The sequence below is a fragment of the Psychroserpens sp. genome, from assembly GCF_034670085.1.
GTDB lineage: Bacteria > Bacteroidota > Bacteroidia > Flavobacteriales > Flavobacteriaceae > Psychroserpens.
This window is the reverse complement of sequence record NZ_JAXMOD010000005.1, coordinates 239,985-264,651: the sequence shown is the minus strand read 5'-3', so window position 1 is coordinate 264,651 and position 24,667 is coordinate 239,985. Positions and strand designations below refer to the sequence as shown.

Below are 24,667 nucleotides of genomic sequence, written 5' to 3'. Positions count from 1 at the left end.
CGTTTTAAAATAACAAATAAACAAAAGTAAATTATGGAAAATTCAAACAGTAAGGGTATTGGGTTAAAAATTGCTTTAGGTATCTTATTGGCTTTATTTTTAGGTACTGCATTTTACACTTCTAAATTGTATAATGAGAAAAAAGAAAATGAAGCGACATTAACCAAAGAGAAAAATCAGGTTATGGCTGATTTAAGTTCTATGGCAAAACAATATGATATTGCTATTGGTGAAAATGAAGTTGCAAATCAGAATCTTGTTGAAGCCAGAGATCGTATTCAAGGTTTAATGGATTCTTTAAAAATTTCTCAAAATAGTGTAAATAGTTTATGGAGATATAAAAAGAAATTCATGGCACTTCAAGAGGAAATGGATGTATTGTTAACAGAAAACGATAAACTCAAAATAGAAAATGAATTATTGGCAACATCGCTAGATAGTACAAATATGCAGTTGGCAGAACGCACAGTATTTACAGATTCATTATTAGTTCAAAACACACAACTTTCTGAGGTCGTGGAAAACGCAGCAGTATTACAAACTGTTAGTTTAAAAGGCTTTGGAGTTATTGAAAGAAGTTCTGGCAAACTAATTCCTACAGAAAGAGCAAAACGTAGTGATAAGATTAGAGTATGTTATACAGTTGCCAAAAACGCATTAGTTGGTGCAGGAGATAAAGAATTATACGTTCAGGTTTTAGATCCTAAAAACAATGTATTAGGTGCTAATGAACAAATTCAATTTGAACAGACGATATTAAATTACAGCATCATAAGTAAATTTAATTACGAGAATAAAAGCTTAGATATTTGCGAGTTTATTCCTCCAAATGAAGATTTTAATTCTGGACGTTATGTGGTCAATGTTTTTAACAAAAATGAATTGGTCTCTACTTCTGAGTTTACTTTGAAATAGTTTCAAAATGATATACATCTGAAATCCGAAAGTTCAATGAGCTTTCGGATTTTTTTTGGTAAAATAATCCTAGAATTTCTGACCATTAATAATTACAGTATCTATATGGTTATCACCAAAGGCATAGGCTAAATAGTGATAACTCGGAATAGCTTTAGTAATTATAATATTTGCTTTCTTGCCTCGACAAATGCTTCCATACATATTAGAAATATTCATAGCATAAGCACCATTAATCGTTGCAGCATTGATGGCTTCTTCTGGTGTCATTTTCATTTTAATACAGGATGCAGAAACCACAAAATTCATATTTCCGCTTGGTGTTGATCCTGGATTATAATCGGTTGCTATTGCCAAAGGCAGACCAGCATCAATAAGTTGTCTGGCTGGTGTATAAGGTATACTCAAAAAATAGGAGCAACCAGGTAAGGCAACAGGAATCGTATGAGATTGTTTTAATGCATCTACATCTTCTGAATTTAATTCTTCAAGATGATCTACTGATAATGCCTTATGTTTCACACCTAAAGCTACACCTCCAAAGGCATTAAATTGATTCACATGTATTTTTGGCGTCAATCCATGTTTAGTGCCAGCTTCAAGAACACGCTCTGTATCTTCCAAATCAAAATAACCCTTTTCACAAAATACATCTATGTATTCTGCTAGATGTTCTTTTGCTACAGCAGGAATTAATTCATTAATTACTACATCGATGAACCCTTTTTTATTGTCTTTAAATTCCTTTGGAATCGCGTGAGCAGCGAGCAATGTTGGTTTTACTTTAATAGGAAAGTCTTTCTTTAACCGTTTAATAACGCGAAGCATTTTTAGTTCTGCTTCGACAGTTAATCCATAGCCCGATTTAATCTCAATAGCTCCAGTACCAAGTTTAATAACTTCTTTTAGTCGATTTGCTGCTTGTTGATAAAGGTCGTCTTCTGAAGTGTTTTGTAACTTTTCGGCTGAATTTAAAATTCCACCACCTCGATTGGCAATATCTTCATAGGATAAACCATTTATTCGATCTACAAACTCTTGAGTTCTATCACCTGCATAAACAATATGTGTATGCGAATCACACCAAGTAGGCAAAACAGTCTTGCCAGTTGCATCTATTGTTTCATCAGCTTCAATGCCAGCTAGATCTTCCATACTTCCGTATTCTACAATAGTATCATGATCTATAAATAAGTAGGCATTTTCAATTGTAGGTAAAAGTCTCATGTCTTTACCTTTTACAATGGTGACATTAGTTTCTCTTACTTGAACGAGTTCTTTAATATTGATAATTAATATTGACATATAATTAAGATAAAACCCTAAATTTAACAAAATTTAATCCTCATGACTAAAGTTGAACGTGATAAAATTTGCAAAACATGTAAAAATCATATTATAGATGAGCGATATGGAATTTTATGTGGTTTAACAAACAATATTCCTAACTTTCAAGATCAATGTAAAGACTTTAATAAAGTAGTTGAAATCACTCCTGTTTTTCGAAAAACCTCAAGATCTATTCACAAAAAGAATGAAAAGAAAGGTTTTAAATCATTTTTAGGAGCAGGTATTTCATTATGGTTGATCTTTAAACTTATTATGTTGCTTATTAAATTCTTCAACAAATAAAAACGCCAGCGAAATGCTAGCGTTTTAAAATTTATTTCTTAGTTGTAAAAGCTATTCTTTTACGAATTTCAATACACTATCATTGTCCTTAAACTTTATTAAATATGTGCCATTCTCAAGATTTGACACATCTAAAGTTAATGATGCATCAATTTTAGTTGTTAGGATTTCTTTTCCTAAAATATCAAAAATAGAAACATCAATCACTACGGAATCCAAGCCCTTAAAATTTAAGATTGAAGACGTTGGGTTAGGGTAGAAGCTTATAGTTTGCTGAACTTCATTATTCAGTCCTAAAGTAATGAGTTCGTTTTCAAACCAATTTAAATCATCATCATTGTAAGCAATGTTAGCTATATCGATATCACCATCATTTTCAAAATCGTTCAAAGTAAACGCGTAGGTTTGACTCTGAGTATCATCAATAATCATTTCAGAACCAAAAGTCCCAGTCATTGTACTTCTAAACCAAACGATATCAGTTCCTGCTCCTGAGCCTCCAGAACTTAAAAGAATATCGTTGTACGTGTCGTTATCTAAATCTACGACTTTTGCAGTTGCAGGATTAGCTATGGTCGTAGTAATAATAGTTTCCGTAAATGTACCGTCTAATTCCTTTTGATACCAACCTAAACCAGAAGCACCACCAAAAAGATCTACCACAACTATATCTAGATCACTATCATCATCAACATCACCAAAGCTAACATCAAATGGATATACTTCACCAGAAGTCACAGTATTTACATCTTTAATAAAACTAACAGTTCCGCCAGGAATTAAATCATTATAATAAAGTTCGACAGTGCCAATATTAGAATTCATTAGCACAATATCATTATCACCATCACCATCAAAATCGGCAAGATCTAAATTACCAGGACCACTTCCAGGTATCGACTCTATGGTATTAGGACCAGTAAATACACCAGAGCCGTTATTTGAAAACCAAACAGTATCTCCAGAATTAAAACCAACAACTCCAACGTCTACTGTTGTACCACCATCAATAAATCCTGCAATAATTCCGCTAGAACCATCTATGGAACTTGAAATTATTTGCTCAGGCTCAAAATTACCAGTTCCATCATTTTCAAACCAGACTAATTTATCATCTCCAAAATTAGAAGCGATTACATCATTAAATCCATCACTATTGAGATCTGCTATAGTTACACCTCCACATTGTGTGACGTCATTAGCTATTAACGGTTGTAATGTAAACGTGCCATCACCATTATTTTTATACCATTCTACTGTGTCTCCAAGATTTGTGCCTATTACGATATCTGGAAATGCGTCTGCATCTAAATTACCCGAATCAATTACAAAAGGCGCATTATCTGTATTGGTATTAATTGGCTGTTTTGCGCTAAAAGTCGTTTGAGAATTTATACTCAAGTTTATACTTACACAAATAAGTATCGTTAGTAAAGTTGTTTTCATAGTATTTAATTTTATTTATTTTAGTGAACCAACCATATTTTCTGGTTTAACCCATTCATCATATTCTTCAGCAGTTACATAACCAAGGTTAATAGCTTCTACTTTTAAAGTCGTACCATTTTTATGTGCAGTATTGGCAATTTCTGCGGCTTTATAATAACCAATTTTAGTGTTTAAGGCCGTAACGAGCATTAACGAGTTATTTAAAAGTTGCTTTATAACATCATGATTTGGTTCAATTCCAGAAGCGCAATGCTCTTCAAAACTTACACATGCATCACCAATTAATTGCGCAGATTGCAATACGTTAGCTGCCATCATAGGTTTAAATACATTTAACTCATAATGACCTTGAGTTCCTCCAACTGTAACTGCAACATCATTACCCATAACTTGAGCGCATACCATGGTAAGTGCTTCACATTGTGTAGGATTAACTTTTCCAGGCATAATTGAACTACCTGGTTCATTAGCAGGAATAATAATTTCACCAATGCCACTTCTAGGTCCAGAAGCCATCATTCGGATATCGTTTGCAATTTTATTTAGAGAAACCGCTAATTGTTTTAATGCTCCATGAGTTTCAACTAGAGCATCATGAGCTGCAAGCGCTTCAAATTTATTATCTGCCGAAACAAAAGGCAATCCGGTGAATTTTGCAATATAGTCAGCAACTAATTCACTATACCCATCTGGTGTGTTTAAACCTGTTCCTACTGCAGTTCCACCAAGTGCCAATTCGGATAGATGAGGAAGCGTGTTTTCTAAAGCGATCAAACCATGGTCTAATTGGGACACATAACCTGAAAATTCTTGTCCAAGTGTTAAAGGTGTTGCATCCATTAAGTGTGTGCGACCAATTTTTACAACATCCATATATTTCAACGATTTCTCATGTAGCGTATTTCTTAATTGTATAACTCCAGAGATAGTTGTTTCAACTACTTTTTTATAAATAGCAATATGCATTCCTGTTGGAAATGTATCGTTAGAAGATTGTGATTTGTTCACATCATCATTGGGTTGAATAGTTTTATCACCTTCACCAATAACTTTACCTGCAATTTGATGCGCCCTATTAGCAATGACCTCATTCACATTCATATTACTTTGTGTACCAGAACCTGTTTGCCAAATAACCAATGGAAACTGATCGTCATGTTGACCTTGCAAAATTTCATCACAAACTTTACCTATTAAATCACGCTTATCAGTGTCTAAAACACCTAAATCAGCATTAGTATAAGCAGCAGCTTTTTTAAGATAAGCAAAGCCGTAAACAATTTCTAACGGCATAGATGCTGGAGCACCAATTTTAAAGTTATTTCGAGAGCGTTCAGTTTGTGCTCCCCAAAGTTTATCAGCAGGTACATTTACATTACCCATTGTGTCTTTTTCTATTCTAAATTTCATGAGATATTTTGTCATTTTATAGTAAAACAAAGTTAAGATTTTGGGGAATAATTGCTTAGTGATTATAACTTTAATTTTTCATTATATATTAACAAATTCAACTTTACCAATGGTATTTATCTTATTGTGTTCAATTCATGAATTGTTTAAACCTGAGGTCTATTTCGATTTCTTTTAATATCCTGTTAATAAAACCCAAATAAACTATTGTAAAACAATTCGGATTATTATATCTTTGCCTTAACAAAAAAAAACCACATGTTTGAATTTGACCAATATTTAGGATTTTTAGCGTTTTTAACCATTTTAACTATAGGTTTTTGGTTAATGATATTTTTAATCACATTTGTAGTTCCTTATTGGATTGGCGGATCGTTAATGGAGCGATTAAAAGAAATGAAAGAAGAAAAGAAAGCTAAACGTGCTGCTAACAGCTAGACTTTAGTTTAAAAAGATAAAAAAAAAGGAAACCATTTTAGGTTTCCTTTTTTTATTTGTAATCGTTTGATTCTTATTCCTTAGCCTTCAAAATCAAAATCATCACCATTTCCTCTGCCAGAACGATCATTCTTTTTCTTTTGATTGAAACGGTAAGTAAACGATAGATTAAATGTACGTTCTCTCCATTGAAATTCACTATCAGAAATAAAAGTTGGAGTAGTAGTTTTACTTATTCTTTTTCTAGAATTAAACAAATCACTTACATTAATCGCAATTGAAGCACGATCTTTAAATACATCTTTACTGAATGCCAAATCTGTTGAAAAGATGCCTTGACTTTTATTTTGCGCATCTACTCTTGGTCCTCTGTAATTCATTCGCGTTTGCCAGTCTATATTTCCAGGAAGTGTGTATTTGTTATTTAAGCGTACAAACCAGCTAAAGTTTTCGGCACCAAAATCTGTGCCTTCATATATACCTTCTGTAATAGATTGAAACATATTAAAGTTTCCGTTTATATTCCATTTTTTTGTAGGTCTATACGTAAGAGTGAATTCAAAACCATATCGATCGTTTATTGCTAAATTAATAGGTGATCGTTGTAAAATCTGAACCAAAAATTCTTCTTGTGCAGCAAATTCAGGGTCGTTTACATTAATAATCTCATTGGTATCAAAATTGAAATAATTATCAGTTCCAATATTAATAATATTAAACGCATCTGTTGTTCGTTGGAAATATATGGATGTGTTTAATGTTACTTTTTTACTGAATCTTCTATAGTAACCTAAATCAAATGTATTTGAAAAACTCGGATCTAAATCCGGATTCCCTTGAAATAAACTCGTTGCAGAACTACGTGAAGGAAACGGATTTATAAAACGTGAACGAGGTCTTCTAATACGACGGTTATATCCAAGCGTAATATTTTCATCTTCACTAAGCTCGTAAGACAAATTTACAGTCGGGAAGAAGTTTACATAATCTTTTTTAGCAAATTGATTTGTTGTTTGTTGATCAATACTGATTCTAGTATCTTCAAATCGCAATCCTAAAAGGTAGCTAAACTTAGATTTAATTTTGCTTCCAAATTGGGTGTAGAAGCCATTAACATATTCTCTATAAAGTAAATTGTTACTTAAACCTGTACTAAGTTCAAACAAACCTGTATCATTGTCTCTCAAAAATATTTCATAATCTGTATCTAGATTAAGGAAACGTCCTTGGTATCCAAATTCAAATTGACTAACTTCTCCTATTGGCAAAACATAATCACTTTGTAAAAAAATACGATCTTGATTTTCATCTGTAGTAACATCCTCAACTTCAATCGCATCCTGTTGAATTACCGATGCTTCTAACTCAGAACTCGATTCATATTGAAAATTGGCGGTAAACCGATGGTCTGAATTATCACCAAATTGTTTGTCAAAATTTACCGAATACTGAATAGTTCTATCATCTTCAAATTCTGGATCAAAACGACTTCTAAAGGTTGTTGTATTGGTAGAATTTTCAAACTCTACAATTCTATTAGTGCTTTCTTGCTCGTTATTGCTATCACGAAATTGAATTGAAGTAGTCAATGAAGCCGAATCATTAATATACCATTCAACACCAAAATTTGTACTGATACCTTTTCGCTGACGATCAAATTTTCTTGTTTCCTCTAGTCTGTCACCAGAAGGAATAAATTCAGAATTTGCATAAGCATTTCCTGGAACTGATCGATAATTATAACTCGTTGTATTAAAAAAGTTAAAATCACCAGTCCTATAGTTAACGTTTCCAGAAATACCTGCTTGAGTGGGATATCCAGCATTAACAGTTATGGCTCCATTAAGGCCTTGTAGTTTACTTCGTCTTAAAATAATGTTTAATATACCAGCTGTTCCTTCAGCATCGTATCTAGCTGAAGGAGACGTTATCACTTCAACACGCTCAATCGCATCTGCAGGCAACTGACGTAAAGCTTCAGTGGAATTTAAACCAACCAATCCTGAAGGTTTACCATTAATTAATATTCTAACATCATCATTACCACGTAAGGCCACATTTCCTTCAACATCAACCGAAACAGAAGGTACATTATCTAAAACATCACTAACAGTTCCGCCACGAACCGTCAAATCTTTACCAATGGTATATACTTTTTTATCAAGCTTAATCTCAGCCGTTGTTCGTTCTGCTATAATTTCTACAGCATCTAGGGCTTCAAGATTTAGAGACATACTTACGGTTCCCAAGTCCATTGTTTTATCAAGTAACTTATCAGAATATGTTTTTGTTTTATACGATAAGTACTCAATTTTAACATCATAAGTTCCTATAGGGACTTCAATTTCGAACTTTCCATCAATATCAGTAATACCACCTGTTACAATGGTGTTTTCTGCTTTATTAATAAAAGAAATGGTTGCGTATTCTAAAGGAAAATTTTCATCCGCATCAATAACTTTACCTGTAATTGAAATTTGGTTTTGAGCAAAACTAAAGATGGTAATTAGAAAGAGGAGTAGAGTCAGTTTTATTTTCATGGTAACCTAAATGTGATGGTTTGCAATTTTAGATGTGCAAAAATAAAACTACTTGCGGTTGGTTACGGTTAATCTTTTGTTAAACAAATTAAATAGAATCAATCTATACAATTCAGTTCAATAAATCATTGACAAAAAGACTTAGTTGTCTCCTTTCTTTCGTTTCTTTTTTTTCTTCTTCTTTTTTTGAGCTGAATTGTCTTTTCCTTTAGCTTTCTCTAATAGTTTGTCGATAAATTCGCGACCTAACATTTCTTCAAAATCTTTAAAATGACTATAATCTAAGTCATTTATTAAGGTTGCTTTTTCAAATGATTGAATGTTCAAAACATTTATTTTTAAAAGCTCATCATAATAAGAATGTAGTCGCTGTTTAAGAATATGTCTTTGAAAATCATCTAACTCAAAAAAACTAGCGACAATATTGGTAATGAATTCTGTTTTTTGTTCTTCAATTTTGCGTTCCATTCTAATCCTTTCATTTTCTTCTTTAGTTTGTGATTGAGCCACAACATTAAAACTAAAAAGGATAAGGGTAAGTCCTAAAAAAAAATAAGTTTTCATACTAGTGTTATAATTATTCGATGAGCGATTTTATGTTGTCTACTGGTCTACCAATCACAGCCTTTTTATTAGCAACAACTATAGGACGTTCAATAAGTTTTGGATGTTTTACCATCGCAGAAATGATGTTGTCATCTACCAAATCTTTTCCTTTATACTCAGATTTCCAAATGGCTTCATTTTTTCTGACTAATTCTATTGGTTTAATTCCTAATAAATTTATAATCTCTTTTAGTGTTGCTTCTGAAATTGGTTCATCTAGATATTTAACAATCTCAAAATTCTTGCCAGAATCTTCCAAAACCTGAAGACCTTCTCTAGATTTACTGCATCGTGGATTGTGATATATTGTAATCATAATTTTTATAATTGATTTAAATCTTCTTCTTTTTGTCCCATCATCATTAAATATGCCTTCAAAAATGGTTCTAAATCACCATCCATGACAGCATCTACATTTCCTGTTTCGTGAGCAGACCTTACATCTTTTACTAATTTATAAGGGTGCATGACATAGTTTCTTATTTGACTTCCCCATTCAATCTTCATTTTTCCAGCTTCAATATCATCACGCTGTGCCATTTGTTTTTGCAATTCAATTTCGTATAACTGAGATTTAAGCATTTGCAAGGCACGAGAACGGTTGTCATGTTGTGATCGTGTTTCGGAACATGAAATTTGTATTCCTGAAGGCTTATGTGTCAACTGGACTTTTGTTTCAACCTTATTCACATTTTGTCCACCAGCACCACTTGAACGAGCTGTTGTGATTTCAATATCTGCAGGATTGATATCAATTTCTATAGTATCATCAACTAATGGGTACACATAAACTGAAGCAAAACTTGTATGTCGTTTGGCATTACTATCAAATGGAGAAATTCTAACCAAACGATGTACTCCGTTTTCACCTTTAAGCCAACCAAAGGCGTAATCTCCTTCAATTTCTAAGGTCACCGTTTTTATTCCAGCGACATCACCTTCTTGAAAGTTGAGTTCTTTAACTTTAAATCCGCTCTTTTCAGCATACATTAAATACATTCGCATTAGCATACTTGCCCAATCGCAAGATTCAGTACCTCCAGCTCCTGCAGTAATTTGAAGTACAGCACTCAAACTATCACCTTCATCAGACAACATATTTTTGAACTCTAATTTTTCAATTAGAAGTAATGCTTTTTGATACCTGTTTTCAACATCCACTGCTGTTGCTTCTTCCTCTTTATAAAACTCGTAAATGACTTCAAGATCTTCTAGTAAGGTAACACCAGATTTATAATCTTCAACCCAACTCTTTTTTTCGCGAATTGATTTCATAATCAATTCTGCTTGCTTTGAATCGTTCCAGAAATTAGGATCAAAAGTTTGCTCTTCCTCGTTAGAAATTTCAATTAATTTGGCATCTATGTCAAAGATAGTGCCTTAGTTTATCAAGGCGTGTATTGAGATCTTTAATTTGATCTGAAGTAATCATAGTTTGAAATTTTAAACGAAAATAAGATATATATCAATTAGAAAAAACTAAAACGGAATTATGTTTTAATTGACTCCAAATATTTTTTTTCAAGCGAATCTGTCATTTGAATAAAAGACACTTTTCTACTAAATAGAAACCAGACCTCAATTCTTATACAATAAGGGCTAAAACCAATTCTATTAAATCCCTTAAGGCTTGATATATTTCGTTCATTAACAAAAGCTATAACTCTTTTAATATTCTTGTATTGCTGTTGTTTTATTATTTTAGGCATAGCCTTAGACATAATACGCAATCCTCTATAATCTGGATGTGTAAAAACACCTTCAATTATTGCTTCGTTTTTGTCTAATTCAGGGAAAACTGGACCAAAATAATTGATAACTTGTTGTTGAGATTTATGAGTAAACAACCATTGTCTGTACACGGTTTTCTTTTTTTTGTTGGTAGCTACATAACATCTTGGAATTTGCTCTTCAACCAAACGAGAGTGTCTAAATTTTTCATTGAGAGCATTGATATCAGAAGTTTCAAAGGGTCTTATTGCTATATCGATGGATGAATCTGAAACCTTTAATTTATGAGGGGAAGCTTCTAAACCAATGAAATTTGTTTTGGAATATAGTCGTGTTAGAAATCCATCTAAAATTGGTTTCAAATTTCCACTTCCGATAAAAATCAAAGCTATCTTAAATCTTTTAAAAAAGGATTTCAGGATTTACAGGGATTAATGCAAACTAAAATTCATCACTTAATTTACACGTTACTTAATTATTAGACACATTTTATTTCTTAGTGTCACAATTATCAATTCGTATAAATTATGTAGTTTTATACACTAATTATTCAAAATGAAAAAACAGCTACTTTACATCGTTTTATGTCTTTCAATTTCACCATTATTCTCACAAGTATTAGACACTAAGGAACTCGAAAGTTTTAAGGGACTTTTTGATTTTTATTATGAGGAAGCTCAGGATAAAATTTATCTAGAGGTGAAAGATTTAAACAAAGAATTCTTATATGTTAATTCTTTAGCCACAGGAGTTGGCTCTAACGATATCGGCTTAGATAGAGGTCAATTAGGGAGAGAACGCATTGTGAAATTCCAAAAAGCAGGACATAAATTATTACTGATTCAACCTAATCAAAATTATAGAGCTATTACAGACAACGCACTTGAAAAGAAAAGTATTGAACAGGCTTTTGCTAAATCGGTTTTGTTCGGATTCAATATTGTTGAAGAAAGCAATGGAAATTATATTATTGATTTAACACCGTTTTTGTTAGAAGATGCACATGGTGTAGCAACAACATTAAAACGAAGCAAAGAAGGAAATTATAAATTAGATGCTTCTAAAAGTGCATTATCACTTGAACAGACAAAAGCGTTTCCTAAAAATGTTGAGTTTGAAGCGTTATTGACTTTTAGTGGACAACCAACTGGTAGAAATATTAGAACTGTAGTTCCTACAGCGTCTTTAGTGAGTGTAATTCAGCACCATAGTTTTATTGAATTACCAGATGATGGCTACAACATGCGTGAGTTTGATGTACGAAGTGGAGCAATTTCAATGTCGTTTTTAGATTATGCAACACCAATACAAGAACCAATTAGAAAGCGTTATATCATTCGTCATCGCTTAGAAAAGAAAAATCCTAACGCTAAAGTTAGTGAAGCTAAAGAACCAATCATTTATTATCTCGACCCAGGAACTCCGGAGCCTGTTCGTTCTGCGCTTTTAGAAGGAGCGCGATGGTGGAATCAAGCTTACGAAGCAATCGGATTTAAAGATGCTTATCAGGTGAAAATGTTGCCTGCAGATGCTGATCCTATGGATTGTCGTTATAATGTCATTCAATGGGTACATCGCTCTACAAGAGGATGGAGTTATGGTGGAAGTGTTATCGATCCTAGAACAGGAGAAATCATTAAAGGTCATGTGAGTTTAGGTAGTTTGAGAATTCGTCAAGATTTTATGATTGCTCAGGCATTATTAAACAAACCTTTTGCAGAGCGCGATGACAATTATAAACCTATGTTAGACATGGCTTTAGCTCGAATTCGCCAGCTAAGTGCTCACGAAGTTGGTCATACTATTGGTTTTGCACATAATTTTGCAGCAAGTACCAACGGAAGAGCTTCTGTTATGGATTATCCGCATCCATTAGTAAAACTCACAAATGGTCAAATTGATTTGAGTGATGCTTATGCTGTAGGGATTGGTAGTTGGGACAAAGTTACAGTCGCTTATAGTTATTCTGAATTTGATAAAAGCGCAACTGAAAAAGACGAGCTAAATAAGATTCTAAAGGCTGCAACAATTGCTGGTCATCGGTTTATTTCTGATTCTGATGCAAGAGCGACTGGAGGAGCTCATGCTTTAGCACATTTATGGGATAACGGTAAATCGGCTTCAGAAGAATTAAATTCTGTTTTGGCAGTGCGACAAAAAGCCATTTCAAATTTTTCAAAAGATAATATTAGAGAAGATGAACCATTTTCTGTCTTAGAAGATGTGTTTGTGCCTCTTTATTTTTTCCATAGATTCCAAACGGAAGCTGCGGCCAAAGTTGTTGGTGGATTAGATTATAATTATGCTGTTAAAGGTGATGGACAAACCATAGTAGAGTCAATTGATGCTCAAACACAACGAGATGCCTTAACTGTAATTCTTAAAACAATTTCGGCTGATGCATTGGCAATTCCAAAAGAAAAATTAGACCTTTTTCCACCAAGAGCTTTTGAATATTATAGAAATCGTGAGTCCTTTTCAAGTCAAACAGGTGTTGCTTTTGATCCTTTAAGTGCGGCTGCAACAGCTAGCGATATGACCTTAGGTTTATTGTTACATCCAGAGCGCGCAAATAGGATGGTTCAACAAAAGAGTTTAGATCCTAATCAATTGACATTAGAAAATGTTTTACAACAAGTTATAACTAATTCTTTTGGAAAAACTTTTACCGATGCTTACAAAAATGAAGTACAACAACTCATTAATGAACGTGTCCTGATTCATTTGATGAATTTGGCTTCAAGTTCTAAATCATTTTTACAAGTTAAAGTAAAAGCAAACAATGCAATTAATTCTTTATTGACTGATAAACGACTGTCAACACCATATAGTTCGCATTTTGAAATGATGATTTCTGAATTTAAAGAACACCCAGAAAAATTCAAAATTGAAAAAACTCCAAAAATCCCTGATGGTTCTCCAATAGGAAGTGATATATGTCATTATAATTCTAATTAGATTATGATTATTGATTTAAGAAGCGATACCGTTACCAAACCAACAAAAGGCATGTTAGATGCAATGATGTCTGCTGAAGTTGGTGATGATGTGTTTAAAGAAGATCCCACTGTGAACGCTCTAGAAGAGCGACTTGCAGAAATGTTTGGCAAACCTAGAGCCTTATTTTTCCCTTCTGGAAGTATGGCAAATCAAACCGCCTTAAAATTGCATACGAATCCTGGAGAACAAGTAATTTGTGATAAATATGCACATATTTATAATTATGAAGCTGGTGGTGCATCTTTTAATAGTGGAATTTCATGCCATTTAATTGATGGCAAAAGAGGTATGTTTACTGCCTCTCAAGTTAAAGAAGCAATTAATCCTGATGCCTTTTATTACAGTCAAACGACATTAGTTGAAGTTGAAAACACAACCAACAAAGGAGGAGGAGCTTGTTGGGATTTTGAAGAATTAAAAAAAATAAAAACCATTTGTGATGATAATAATTTAGGTTATCATCTCGATGGCGCAAGGCTTTGGAACGCCTTAGTTGCTAAGAATGAGTCAGCTAAGCAATATGGCGATCTTTTCGATACCATATCTGTCTGTTTGAGTAAAGGCTTAGGTTGCCCAATTGGTTCTGTGCTAATTGGTGATGATGCTATAATGCAAAATGCTATAAGAGTACGAAAAATTCTAGGTGGCAATATGCGTCAAATCGGTTATGTAGCTGCAGCTGGTATTTATGCTTTAGATCACAATATTAATCGATTAGCAGAAGACCATAAAAAAGCTAAGGAAATTGGTGCAGTATTAGCAGATTTATCAATAATTTCTAAAGTTGAACTTATTGAAACCAATATTGTCATTTTTGAATTGGAATCTCATGTTGATGAAGCAGAATTTCTTCAGCAGTTATCAGATAAAGACATTCATATAATTGGCATGGGAAGCAATAAACTTAGAATGGTAACCCATTTAGATTATACTGATGCTATGCATAGACGTCTATTAGATGTTTTGAATGACTTCTAGAACTGTACTATCTGAAAATCTAAATAGTCTAACTGTCTAAATTATTTAAACATATCCATTCCAGGAATGTTGGGCATTCCAGCTTTAGCAACTGCAGCGACTTCAGTTTCATGAACCGTTGTTGCACGCTCAATAGCTTTGTTTAAAGTAAGAATAAGGTAGTCTTCAAGCATGTCTTTGTCTTGAAGTAATTCATCATCTATTGCAATAGATTTTATAGTTCTATTAGCAGTAATTGTCACCTTTAGTTTATTGTCACTACTATTTTCATCAATTAAAACACTGTGAAGACGTTCTTTTGTGTCTTCAACTTTTTTCTGGGTCTCTTTAAGTTTACCCATCATTCCCATCATATCTCCAAACATATTGTTAAGTATTAAAATTATAGTTGCAAAATTACTAAATTGCCTGACTTTTAAAAAGAAAAATGAAGACGACTATCAAAGCGCCTATTGCTAGACAAATTCCTAAAGAATTAGAAATTCATAAAGACATCAGAATTGATAATTATTTCTGGTTGAATCAACGAGAAGATCAAAATGTATTAGATTATCTAAATGCTGAAAACGAATACTATGAGCAAGAAACTGCGCATACAAAGGAATTTGAAAAGCAGCTTTTTGAGGAAATGAAAGCAAGGATAAAAGAAGACGATGCTTCAGTGCCCTATAAATACAATGGGTATTGGTATATCGTTCGTTACGAAAAAGGTAAAGATTATCCAATATATACGCGTAAAAAAGAAAACTTAAACGCTAAAGAAGAATTGCTTTTTGATTGTAATGTCATGGCTAAAGGTCATGGCTATTTCAGATTAGTAGGCTTAAGCGTCAGTCCAGATAATACCATGATTTCCTTTGGTATTGATACTATTGGTAGACGTCAATATAGTCTTCAAATAAAGAGTTTAATTACGAACGAAATATTTTCAGATATCATTGAAAATACAACAGGTTCATCAACTTGGGCAAATGATAATTGCACCATTTTTTACACTAAAAAAGATGAACAAACCCTTAGAGCGAATGAAATTTATAAGCATAAAATTGGTGATTCTGAAGATGAAGATGTTATAGTTTTTACTGAAGATGATGATACATTCGGAGTTACAGTTTATAAGTCTAAATCTAGAAAATATCTCATTATTGCTTGTTATAGTACACTTACCAATGAATTTCATATCCTCAATGCAGACACACCTGATGACGAGTTCAAAGTATTTCAAAAACGTATTCGTGGCTTAGAATATAGCATTTCACATTTTGAAGATCATTTTTATGTGGTTACTAATAAAGATGATGCAACCAACTTCAAACTCATGAAAACACCTGAAAATGCTACGAAACTTGATAATTGGGTTGACGTTTTATCTCATCGAAAAGATGTGCTTATTGAAGACATTGATATTTTCAAAGATTACCTTGTCGTTAGTGAACGTACTAATGGTTTGAATCAAATCAGAATAAAACGATGGGATAATTCTGATGATTACTATTTGCCCTTTGATAACGAAACTTATACCGTAAATGTTGGTACTAACGTCGATTTTAATACGGAAACATTAAGGTATGTATATAATTCGTTGACAAATCCATCTTCTGTGATTGACTTCAATATGAGAACTAAAGCAAAAGAAGTTAAAAAGGAGCAGGAAATTTTAGATCCTAATTTTAATAAAAACAACTATACTTCAGAACGTATTTGGGCAACGGCTAAAGATGGTACTAAAATTCCGATGTCAATTGTTAGAAGAAAAGACACCAAACTTGGTGTAGAAACTCCTGTTTTGCAATATGCCTATGGAAGTTATGGTTCTACCGTAGATCCATATTTCTCAACCATAAGATTGAGTTTATTAGATCGTGGTTTCATTTATGTAATTGCACATGTTAGAGGCAGTGAATATCTAGGTAGGCATTGGTATGAAGATGGAAAACTTCTAAAAAAGAAAAATACCTTTACTGATTTTATTGATTGTTCAAAACATTTAATTACTGAAGGTTATACTTCAAAATCACATTTGTATGCGATGGGAGGAAGTGCAGGTGGCTTATTAATGGCAGTGATTATTAATGATGCACCTGAGCTTTATAATGGTGTTATTGCTGCTGTTCCTTTTGTAGATGTTGTTACCACAATGTTAGACGATACCATTCCTTTAACTACAGGTGAATATGATGAATGGGGAAATCCGAAAGACAAGAGTTACTACGATTATATCAAAAGTTATTCACCTTATGATAATATAAAAAAGCAACATTATCCAAATCTACTGGTTACTACGGGATTACATGACTCTCAAGTACAATACTGGGAACCTGCAAAGTGGGTTTCTAAGCTCAGAACTTATAAACAAGATACTAACAAATTATTTCTAATTACCAACATGGAAGCGGGTCATGGTGGAGCTTCCGGACGTTTTGAAGCTCTTAAAGAAGATGCAAGGGAATACGCTTTTTTACTAGACTTAGAAGGAAATACTAGCTATTTCGAAAAAAAATAGTAATTTTGCAAGGTTTTACGTTTCAATTTTAAATGACATTGAAACTGATAAATTTGCGTTTATGAAACAAGACAATAATGTATTTGATAATGTTTTACAATTAATAGGTAAAACACCACTTATCAAATTAAATAAAATGACAGAAGGCTTTGAAGGTGATTTCTTTGCTAAAGTAGAAGCTTTCAATCCAGGTCATTCGTCAAAAGACAGAATAGCACTTCATATTATTGAGGAAGCCGAAAGACAAGGCATTTTAACTCCAGGAGACACAATCATTGAAACAACGTCAGGTAATACAGGATTTAGTATTGCTATGGTTAGTATCATTAAAGGTTACGAGTGTATCTTAGCTGTGAGTTCAAAATCTTCAGCAGATAAAATTGATATGTTAAAATCAATGGGAGCACAAGTTTATGTGTGTCCTGCTAATGTTAGTGCTGACGATTCTCGCTCATACTATCAGGTAGCAAAGCGTTTACATAATGAAATAAAAGGTTCTATTTATATTAATCAATATTTTAATCAACTAAATATTGATGCACATTATAATTCTACTGGTCCAGAAATCTGGAATCAAACTGACGGAGAAATTACTCATTTAGTTGCTTGTAGTGGGACTGGTGGTACTATTTCTGGAATTTCTAAATACTTAAAAGAGCAAAATCCATACGTAAAAGTCATTGGTGTTGATGCTTTTGGTTCTGTACTAAAGAAATACCATGAAACACGTGAATTTGATGATAAAGAAATTTATCCTTACCGGATTGAAGGATTAGGTAAAAACTTAATTCCTACGGCAACTGACTTCGATTTGATTGATAAATTTATTAAGGTTACTGATGAAGAAAGTGCACACACTGCTAGAGAAATAGCAAAAACTGAAGGTTTATTTGTTGGTTATACTAGTGGAGCTGCAATGCAAGCTTTAAAACAACTAAGCGAAGAAGGTGAATTTAAAAAAGGAGATAAAGTTGTGGTCATATTTCCAGACCATGGATCTCGATACATGAGCAAAGTATATAGCGATAAATGGATGGGAGAACAAGGTTTCTTTGATAGTAAAACTGAAGTTTCTGAAAGTATTCAGTATATAAAATAATTGACTTAAATATAATAAGATCCTATTGCATTTAATTGTGATAGGATTTTTTGTGTGTTAAAGCATATAAACATTGCCCTTAAAATATTATGTCATCATAATATAATTGACTAATTTTGTCCCGATTATATCTTGATTTTCGCTTAAAAATTTCATTAAGATGTACTCAATTAAATAACTTGACTAAAATTAATAGCTATAAATGAAGGATTTATTTGAAAAGATTTATAAAGATAAAGGACCATTAGGGAAATGGGCTTCGCAAGCCGAAGGTTATTTCGTTTTTCCTAAGTTAGAAGGTCAAATATCTAATAGAATGAAGTTTCAAGGTAAAGACGTAATTACATGGAGTATTAACGATTATCTTGGTCTTGCTAACCATCCTGAGGTTAGAAAGGTTGATGCGGAAGCTGCAGCAGAATATGGTTCAGCTTATCCAATGGGAGCTCGAATGATGTCTGGTCATACAGATCTTCATGAACAACTTCAAAATGAACTTGCAGAGTTTGTAAAGAAAGAAGCAACATATTTATTAAATTTTGGTTACCAAGGCATGGTCTCTACTGTAGATGCTTTGGTTTCTAAGGATGATATAATTGTATATGACGTTGATGCTCATGCTTGTATTATTGATGGTGTTCGTTTACACATGGGAAAACGTTTCACTTATAAGCATAATGACGTTGAAAGTCTTGAGAAAAACTTAGAAAGAGCCACAAAAATGGCTGAACAAACTGGAGGAGGAATTTTAGTGATTTCAGAAGGTGTGTTTGGAATGCGTGGTGAACAAGGACGTTTAAAGGAAATTGTAGCTTTAAAAAAGAAATTCAATTTCAGATTATTTGTTGATGATGCACATGGTTTTGGAACCTTAGGAAAAACTGGCGCTGGTGCTGGAGAAGAACAAGGTGTTCAAGATGATATCGATGTGTATTTCGCTACGTTTGCTAAATCTATGGCAAGTACTGGAGCCTTTATTGCTGCCGATCAAGAAATAATAGATTACTTAAAATATAACCTACGTTCACAGATGTTTGCTAAATCACTACAAATGCAACTTGTAGTTGGTGCACGTAAGCGTTTGCAAATGCTAAAAACAATGCCAGAGTTGAAAGAAAATCTTTGGAAAATTGTTGACGCATTGCAATCTGGATTAAAGAAACGTGGATTTGATATCGGAACTACTCAAAGTTGTGTAACTCCAGTGTATTTAAAAGGGAGTATTCCTGAAGCCATGGCATTAGTTCGTGATCTACGTGAAAACTACGGTATTTTCTGTTCTATTGTAGTGTATCCTGTTATTCCTAAGGGATTAATACTATTAAGAATGATACCAACTGCTACACATACCATTGAAGATGTAAACGAAACTCTTGATGCTTTTGATGCTATTAGAGAGCGTTTAGTAAATGGAACTTATAAACGTTTGTCTGCAGCGTTGATTGCTGCAATGGGCGAATAAATAATATTAATTATTATAAAAAAATCCGATGAGCAATCATCGGATTTTTTTATTTACTTACAAGTTGACTACTAAGATATTAAGGATCGTGTGCTAAAGTTATAATTCATTAATAAAAGCTATAGAATGACAAGCAACAATAGCTGCTGTTTCTGTTCTTAATCGAGTATTTCCTAATGTAACAGGTACAAAATTAGACTGTATGGCTAGTTCTATTTCATTGGTACTAAAATCGCCTTCTGGTCCAATTAAAATGGTAATATCTTGATTGGCTTTTAATTCTTGTTTAAGTGATTTCCTATTAGTGTCCTCACAATGTGCAATAAACAATGAACCCTCATGATTTTGACTCATGAAATCCTTAAAATTAAGGGCATCATTTAGTTTTGGTAAATAACAATTAAGAGACTGTTTCATCGCAGATAGAAGAATTTTTTCATAGCGTTCTGCTTTAATTATTCGTCGCTCACTATTCTCACAAAAAATAGGAGTGATGCTATCAATTCCAATCTCTGTGGCTTTTTCTAAGAACCATTCATAACGATCATTCATTTTGGTTGGGGCTACTGCTAAATGAAGATTGTATGTTCTTTTTGGTTTTACTTCAGAAGAAATAATATGGGCAATACAATTCTTTTGATCTGCTGAGATTAATTCAGAAGTGAATAAAACACCTTTACCATTAGTGATATATAGAATATCACCAATTGATTTTCTCAAAACCTTAACAATATGCTTACTTTCTTCTTTAGAAAATTGTATTTGGTCATTATCTTGAGATAATTCCGAAATAAAAAATAACTGCATTATTTAACAGGTTCTGTGACTTTAAGTACTTTTATTTCTTCTATGTACTTGGTGTCTTCGGTTTTCACAACGACATAATACCACTGTTGATCTGGTATATCAACTGTAAAAATATCATTCACTTGATGCGTATTATCTAAAACTTGGGCTTCAAAATCTGGATGCAAATCGCCTTGCGTTACCCAACCCAAATCACCTCCACGATTTGCATTACTATCCATAGAATAGTGCTTTGCTAAATCTTCAAAACGAAAGCCATTTCGATATTTTGCAACGATATTTTGTCTAAGGATGTTAATTTCTTCCATAGATTTCTTTTTACCATCTAAGAAGATATAGCTGAGTTTTTGATACGGAATTTCATTTTTATCGACCACTTTATAATAGGTTTTGGTCATATCCGTTTTATAAACCTTTTTTGAGCCTTTACCTAAACTAAAAAGCTCGTCAGCAATTTTTGTATGGTGTTTCTCCTTATTAAAGGTAATCACTTTCCCTTTTAGGGATTTGTTTTTTTGAACGTATATTTTGGCTTCATCGAGAGTTTGTATCGAATCTATCTCACTTTCAAAATCATTTTGAGAAAAGCAAATTGACGTAATTGAACAAACGAGTAATACTAGTAAATTTTTAAGCATAGTTTGGGCTGATTAGTTATTATAGCCAAATTTAAAGCGAAAGACAAATCATTATACAGAAGTCTAATGAAGTTTTTAAGAATTGATTGTTTATAACTTAGGTTTAAAGCTCAATACGACCATCAACCATTGTCAATTTACGGTCTGCCATATCAGCTAATTCCTGATTATGAGTCACTATTACGAATGTTTGACCAAACTCATCCCTAAGTTTAAAAAAGAGGTTGTGAAGATTTTCTGCAGATTCACTATCTAAATTTCCAGAAGGTTCGTCAGCAAATATAAGTTCAGGATCATTTATGAGAGCTCTTGCAACTGCAACTCGTTGTTGTTCACCTCCTGACAGTTCATTAGGTTTATGATGGTATCGTTCTTTGAGTCCAAGAAAATCTAAAAGCTCTTTTGCTCTCTTTTCAGCAATAGCTTGATTCTTTCCATTTATAAAAGCTGGAATACATACATTTTCTAATGCCGTAAATTCTGGTAATAATTGATGAAACTGAAAAATGAAGCCAATATGATTGTTTCTAAATTTGGCAAGTGACTTGTCATTTAATCCAGATACATCGATATCGTTTATCAATAAAGTTTTATCATTTTTATGATCTAACGTATCTAAAGTTCCTAAAATATGAAGTAGGGTAGTTTTTCCAGCACCTGAAGCTCCAACGATAGATACAATTTCTCCTTTCTTAATTTCGAGATTTACACCTTTTAAAACGTGAAGATCACCATAGTATTTATGAATATTTTTTGCTTTTATCATTCTATTAAAATGTACTTCGAAAATACTACTTTAATATGAATAATGATAATTAAAGAATATGCACATTCGGATTTAAGTTTCGTGATAGTCTACTTAATTTTTCTGCATTTTTATTTTTCTTTTTGAAGATACTACGAATACCTCCATAATCAATGAAATATTGTAATCGTATAGAAAGTATATGTTGCATATCTTGATCTAGTAAGTTATTTAAACTATCAAAAAACCGTTCTTCTGCCATTGAATTAGAATTAAATAACTGGTTTCGATAAAGTGCGGTTAAAAAGCTTCCAGGAGCAAACTGCCAAGAATAGCTTAAATCTATATTCCAAGTACTAAAATTAACATCAGAATTCCCTAAACCTAGTTGTTCAAAGGTATCTGCAGATTTAATTAAACGACCATTTTCTTGTAAAAAATAAGGATTATCATCATAATTCACGGTTGTCCAATAATTTCTGAAAGTAAAGTTCAATGAATTAAACGGATTAAAATTATACCCAGCAGATACACTATTTACAATGGTTTTCTGATTACGCTCTCCAAAAATTATTTCATCTGCTAAACCGTTGGAATTATTTGCATAACCTCTGTCACCAAATTCATTTTGAAAATTGAAATTATAAGACACTAAAAATTTATCACTTAATTGAATTCTAGGGCTAAAGCCAAACCAATATTGAGAATAATCACGACCATCTTCAAACATTAATGCTCCACCAATATTGGTATCTACAGCGAATGAATTATTGTAATTGGTAGAAATCCAAACATCACCATTTATACGGTCTTCATAAATAAAGAAGCGTTTGTTCTCAAAATCACGAGGTTCAAAAAAATCAAATTGCTTACCCATTTGATAATTGATGCTTCCACCAAAATCCATCAATTCTTTTTTAGTTTTGCCATAGACATTTATACCTGCGTTTTGATTAGTAAATGTGCTAGGTCTGTATAATCGTCTGTAATTATACCAAGTGTTTATACTGAAATTGTTCAGTTTTTCAGTTGGCTCAAAAATTCGGTAAGAAGCATCAACGCCAAAATTATTGAAATTGTTTCTAAAGTTGAGTCCTAAATCATTGATATCATAATTTTCATTTGCGAAACTATGATCAAAACTATATCTAAATTTACCATGCGATTTACGAATAAAGAAAAATGAACTTAAACCGGTTTCTATTCCAGTATCCAAATTTCTATTACTCATTTTTATATCACCTCTTATATTATAAGTGTTTCGTTTATTAAAAATATTTGCAACTAAAGCCGTAACATTAGCATCTCTAAAATGACCTTCTCGTGTCACATTTGTATTAACAATAGCAAGAGATGAATTACCATTGAATTGCTTATCTAAAACAAAAATATTATAGTTTGTAAAAGGCTCTACAGTTTCTGATCTGGTTTCACCAGTTTCTGTATTTAATATTTTTGCATCTGTTTTTTCAGTAATAGCATTAAAAAAGCCAATACCAAGACCATTTTTTGTTCGTCCAGATATTTTTACTGCATTTAAAACTTTAACTTCATCTGGATAGTCAGCAAGTTCTTCATTATTTGCTAAATTGACACTACCTATAGGACTATTTCCCACTCGTCTAGAAAAGAATAAATTTCCTTTACTAAATAAATCGACTCCTTCAGTAAAAAACTGTCGTTGATCATTGAATGTCTGTTCGAAAGGTCCAAGGTTAAGACTCAAATTATCAAATCCAGCTTGGCTAAAATCGGGAATTAATGTGGCATCTAAAGTTATATTTTCAGTGATTCCATACTTAATATCCATTCCAAGATTAAAATCTGGTTTATCCATATTATCAAATACAGTAGAAGCAAACGGATAAATATTTAACCTTACAGGAGGTTCAATATTTGTAATACCATTTAGTTCACCGTGATATAGACCAATATTACCTTTAGTTGGATCTAGAGGATTCCATGTATATTGTGAATTGTCTCTTTGAAATCGTCTATGAAATTGTAATCCCCAAGTTTCAACATCTGGCGAGAAACGCAAAGCACGATATGGAATTTTCATTTCAACAACCCAACCATCATCATTTATTTTAACTGCACTATCCCAAACAGCGTTCCATCCAAAATCTTCTCCATTACTAGGATTGGCAACTGCATCGGCTTGTGTTCCTGAGGTGAACACAAAAAATTCAGTGTCATTTTGAGCATCGTTATTTGGATTTAATACAACTAGGAAAAAATCGGACTGCCCAAAATTATCTCGACTTGTAAATTGTTTAGAAATCAATTTGGGATCGTCGTACATGTAAGCAGCTACATAAATACCTGAATCATCATAAGCCATTTTTACGATGGTCTTTTTGTCTTCAGTTGCCGACTTACCCATATCTGGTCTAAACTGTGTAAAACCTGAAGCTATACTGGCATCTTGCCATACAACATCATCTAAAACTCCATCAATTTTTGGAGCAAAAGAAGTACGTGCAATTTGTAGTTGTTTCTTATCTAAAACGGTTTGAATACTATCTGTATCCTGTGCAAAAACGGAAATACACGATAATATAAATGTAGAGAATGTTAAACGGAAATTCATTTTAGTTTGATTGATGATTAGTTACTAACAATAATAATGACACTAAAAATTATAGATTGTTACAGTTAGTCTTACAAATCTAGTTAGGCCAACTAATCAATTTTCATAAGAGAACGTTAAA

The 24,667-nt window shown here is 32.6% G+C and carries 21 protein-coding genes; 8 read left to right on the top strand and 13 right to left on the bottom strand.

The annotated features are described in order from the left end of the window. The first annotated feature begins 33 nt into the window (after positions 1–33). Entirely contained in the window at positions 34–915 is an 882-nt protein-coding gene (locus VOI25_RS10515; protein WP_323789030.1) for a chromosome partitioning protein ParA, read from the top strand. Positions 916–984: 69 nt separating this feature from the next. On the opposite strand, the gene hutI is transcribed toward VOI25_RS10515, so the two are convergent. Then, complete coding sequence (gene hutI, locus VOI25_RS10510; RefSeq protein WP_323789029.1) at positions 985–2,220, bottom strand: imidazolonepropionase; 1,236 nt, start codon at positions 2,218–2,220, stop codon at positions 985–987. A gap of 42 nt (positions 2,221–2,262) precedes the next feature. Between hutI and VOI25_RS10505 the strand changes: the two genes are divergently transcribed. Next, on the top strand, positions 2,263–2,547 hold the full coding sequence (locus VOI25_RS10505) for a hypothetical protein (protein WP_323789028.1): 285 nt from the start codon (positions 2,263–2,265) through the stop codon (positions 2,545–2,547). A gap of 51 nt (positions 2,548–2,598) precedes the next feature. Here VOI25_RS10505 and VOI25_RS10500 read toward each other — a convergent pair whose 3' ends face one another. Next, positions 2,599–3,993: a T9SS type A sorting domain-containing protein gene (locus VOI25_RS10500; RefSeq protein WP_323789027.1), complete on the bottom strand. Its 1,395-nt coding sequence runs from the start codon at positions 3,991–3,993 to the stop codon at positions 2,599–2,601. A 15-nt stretch (positions 3,994–4,008) separates the two neighbouring features. Then, positions 4,009–5,406 (bottom strand): class II fumarate hydratase, encoded by a 1,398-nt coding sequence (gene fumC / locus VOI25_RS10495; RefSeq protein WP_323789026.1) that lies wholly within the window; start codon positions 5,404–5,406, stop codon positions 4,009–4,011. A gap of 258 nt (positions 5,407–5,664) precedes the next feature. On the opposite strand from fumC, the gene VOI25_RS10490 reads away from it, so the two are divergent. Next, positions 5,665–5,844 carry a hypothetical protein gene (locus VOI25_RS10490; protein ID WP_323789025.1) on the top strand — a complete coding sequence of 60 codons (180 nt, stop codon included), beginning with the start codon at positions 5,665–5,667 and terminating at the stop codon, positions 5,842–5,844. A gap of 80 nt (positions 5,845–5,924) precedes the next feature. Here the strand turns inward: VOI25_RS10490 and VOI25_RS10485 are convergent, their stop codons facing one another. From VOI25_RS10485 to VOI25_RS10465, 5 genes are all read right to left on the bottom strand, one after another. Then, entirely contained in the window at positions 5,925–8,384 is a 2,460-nt protein-coding gene (locus VOI25_RS10485) for an outer membrane beta-barrel family protein (protein ID WP_323789024.1), read from the bottom strand. Between the two features lie 141 nt (positions 8,385–8,525). Continuing rightward, positions 8,526–8,948 carry a hypothetical protein gene (locus VOI25_RS10480; RefSeq protein ID WP_323789023.1) on the bottom strand — a complete coding sequence of 141 codons (423 nt, stop codon included), beginning with the start codon at positions 8,946–8,948 and terminating at the stop codon, positions 8,526–8,528. Between the two features lie 13 nt (positions 8,949–8,961). Further along, a complete protein-coding gene (gene arsC, locus VOI25_RS10475; RefSeq protein WP_323789022.1) occupies positions 8,962–9,306 on the bottom strand; it encodes an arsenate reductase (glutaredoxin) in 345 nt (114 codons plus the stop codon). 5 nt (positions 9,307–9,311) lie between these two features. Then, a protein-coding gene (gene prfB, locus VOI25_RS10470; protein WP_323789021.1) for a peptide chain release factor 2 occupies positions 9,312–10,422 on the bottom strand; the annotation gives its coding sequence in 2 pieces (ribosomal slippage) (positions 9,312–10,358 and positions 10,360–10,422; 1,110 coding nt in all). A gap of 58 nt (positions 10,423–10,480) precedes the next feature. Continuing rightward, positions 10,481–11,107, bottom strand: a complete 627-nt coding sequence (locus tag VOI25_RS10465; protein ID WP_323789020.1) for a GNAT family N-acetyltransferase — start codon at positions 11,105–11,107, stop codon at positions 10,481–10,483. A gap of 169 nt (positions 11,108–11,276) precedes the next feature. Here VOI25_RS10465 and VOI25_RS10460 point away from each other — a divergent pair, with 169 nt between their 5' ends. Both VOI25_RS10460 and VOI25_RS10455 read left to right on the top strand, forming a co-directional pair. Further along, entirely contained in the window at positions 11,277–13,679 is a 2,403-nt protein-coding gene (locus VOI25_RS10460) for a zinc-dependent metalloprotease (RefSeq protein ID WP_323789019.1), read from the top strand. Between the two features lie 3 nt (positions 13,680–13,682). Then, the gene (locus VOI25_RS10455) at positions 13,683–14,699 is read left to right on the top strand and encodes a GntG family PLP-dependent aldolase (RefSeq protein ID WP_323789018.1); all 1,017 of its coding nucleotides are present in this window, start codon (positions 13,683–13,685) and stop codon (positions 14,697–14,699) included. Positions 14,700–14,740: 41 nt separating this feature from the next. Here the strand turns inward: VOI25_RS10455 and VOI25_RS10450 are convergent, their stop codons facing one another. Beyond that, the gene (locus VOI25_RS10450) at positions 14,741–15,064 is read right to left on the bottom strand and encodes a YbaB/EbfC family nucleoid-associated protein (protein ID WP_323789017.1); all 324 of its coding nucleotides are present in this window, start codon (positions 15,062–15,064) and stop codon (positions 14,741–14,743) included. Between the two features lie 62 nt (positions 15,065–15,126). On the opposite strand from VOI25_RS10450, the gene VOI25_RS10445 reads away from it, so the two are divergent. The 3 genes from VOI25_RS10445 to VOI25_RS10435 all read left to right on the top strand — a co-directional run bounded on the left by VOI25_RS10445 (position 15,127) and on the right by VOI25_RS10435 (position 19,763). Beyond that, entirely contained in the window at positions 15,127–17,202 is a 2,076-nt protein-coding gene (locus VOI25_RS10445; RefSeq protein WP_323789016.1) for a S9 family peptidase, read from the top strand. A gap of 61 nt (positions 17,203–17,263) precedes the next feature. Continuing rightward, positions 17,264–18,301, top strand: a complete 1,038-nt coding sequence (locus VOI25_RS10440; RefSeq protein ID WP_323789015.1) for a cysteine synthase family protein — start codon at positions 17,264–17,266, stop codon at positions 18,299–18,301. A gap of 202 nt (positions 18,302–18,503) precedes the next feature. Further along, positions 18,504–19,763 (top strand): aminotransferase class I/II-fold pyridoxal phosphate-dependent enzyme, encoded by a 1,260-nt coding sequence (locus VOI25_RS10435; protein WP_323789014.1) that lies wholly within the window; start codon positions 18,504–18,506, stop codon positions 19,761–19,763. A 99-nt stretch (positions 19,764–19,862) separates the two neighbouring features. Here VOI25_RS10435 and VOI25_RS10430 read toward each other — a convergent pair whose 3' ends face one another. The 4 genes from VOI25_RS10430 to VOI25_RS10415 form a co-directional block, all read right to left on the bottom strand. Next, the gene (locus tag VOI25_RS10430; RefSeq protein ID WP_323789013.1) at positions 19,863–20,570 is read right to left on the bottom strand and encodes a 16S rRNA (uracil(1498)-N(3))-methyltransferase; all 708 of its coding nucleotides are present in this window, start codon (positions 20,568–20,570) and stop codon (positions 19,863–19,865) included. Further along, a complete protein-coding gene (locus VOI25_RS10425; protein WP_323789012.1) occupies positions 20,570–21,208 on the bottom strand; it encodes a peptidylprolyl isomerase in 639 nt (212 codons plus the stop codon). Before VOI25_RS10425 ends, VOI25_RS10430 begins: the two co-directional genes overlap by 1 nt. 103 nt (positions 21,209–21,311) lie before the next feature. Continuing rightward, positions 21,312–21,974, bottom strand: coding sequence for an ABC transporter ATP-binding protein (locus VOI25_RS10420; protein ID WP_323789011.1), 663 nt, complete (start codon positions 21,972–21,974; stop codon positions 21,312–21,314). 49 nt (positions 21,975–22,023) lie between these two features. Further along, positions 22,024–24,546 carry a DUF5916 domain-containing protein gene (locus tag VOI25_RS10415; RefSeq protein WP_323789010.1) on the bottom strand — a complete coding sequence of 841 codons (2,523 nt, stop codon included), beginning with the start codon at positions 24,544–24,546 and terminating at the stop codon, positions 22,024–22,026. Positions 24,547–24,667: the final 121 nt, after the last annotated feature.

Coding starts and splice junctions, on each gene's coding strand:
- fumC (WP_323789026.1), bottom strand. CDS start 5,406: ATGAAATTTAGAATAGAAAAAGACACAATGGGTAATGTAAATGTACCT.
- hutI (WP_323789029.1), bottom strand. CDS start 2,220: ATGTCAATATTAATTATCAATATTAAAGAACTCGTTCAAGTAAGAGAA.
- VOI25_RS10460 (WP_323789019.1), top strand. CDS start 11,277: ATGAAAAAACAGCTACTTTACATCGTTTTATGTCTTTCAATTTCACCA.
- VOI25_RS10500 (WP_323789027.1), bottom strand. CDS start 3,993: ATGAAAACAACTTTACTAACGATACTTATTTGTGTAAGTATAAACTTG.
- VOI25_RS10505 (WP_323789028.1), top strand. CDS start 2,263: ATGACTAAAGTTGAACGTGATAAAATTTGCAAAACATGTAAAAATCAT.
- VOI25_RS10450 (WP_323789017.1), bottom strand. CDS start 15,064: ATGTTTGGAGATATGATGGGAATGATGGGTAAACTTAAAGAGACCCAG.
- VOI25_RS10515 (WP_323789030.1), top strand. CDS start 34: ATGGAAAATTCAAACAGTAAGGGTATTGGGTTAAAAATTGCTTTAGGT.
- VOI25_RS10435 (WP_323789014.1), top strand. CDS start 18,504: ATGAAGGATTTATTTGAAAAGATTTATAAAGATAAAGGACCATTAGGG.
- VOI25_RS10455 (WP_323789018.1), top strand. CDS start 13,683: ATGATTATTGATTTAAGAAGCGATACCGTTACCAAACCAACAAAAGGC.
- VOI25_RS10420 (WP_323789011.1), bottom strand. CDS start 21,974: ATGATAAAAGCAAAAAATATTCATAAATACTATGGTGATCTTCACGTT.
- VOI25_RS10485 (WP_323789024.1), bottom strand. CDS start 8,384: ATGAAAATAAAACTGACTCTACTCCTCTTTCTAATTACCATCTTTAGT.
- VOI25_RS10430 (WP_323789013.1), bottom strand. CDS start 20,570: ATGCAGTTATTTTTTATTTCGGAATTATCTCAAGATAATGACCAAATA.
- VOI25_RS10425 (WP_323789012.1), bottom strand. CDS start 21,208: ATGCTTAAAAATTTACTAGTATTACTCGTTTGTTCAATTACGTCAATT.
- VOI25_RS10440 (WP_323789015.1), top strand. CDS start 17,264: ATGAAACAAGACAATAATGTATTTGATAATGTTTTACAATTAATAGGT.
- VOI25_RS10415 (WP_323789010.1), bottom strand. CDS start 24,546: ATGAATTTCCGTTTAACATTCTCTACATTTATATTATCGTGTATTTCC.
- VOI25_RS10480 (WP_323789023.1), bottom strand. CDS start 8,948: ATGAAAACTTATTTTTTTTTAGGACTTACCCTTATCCTTTTTAGTTTT.
- arsC (WP_323789022.1), bottom strand. CDS start 9,306: ATGATTACAATATATCACAATCCACGATGCAGTAAATCTAGAGAAGGT.
- VOI25_RS10490 (WP_323789025.1), top strand. CDS start 5,665: ATGTTTGAATTTGACCAATATTTAGGATTTTTAGCGTTTTTAACCATT.
- VOI25_RS10445 (WP_323789016.1), top strand. CDS start 15,127: ATGAAGACGACTATCAAAGCGCCTATTGCTAGACAAATTCCTAAAGAA.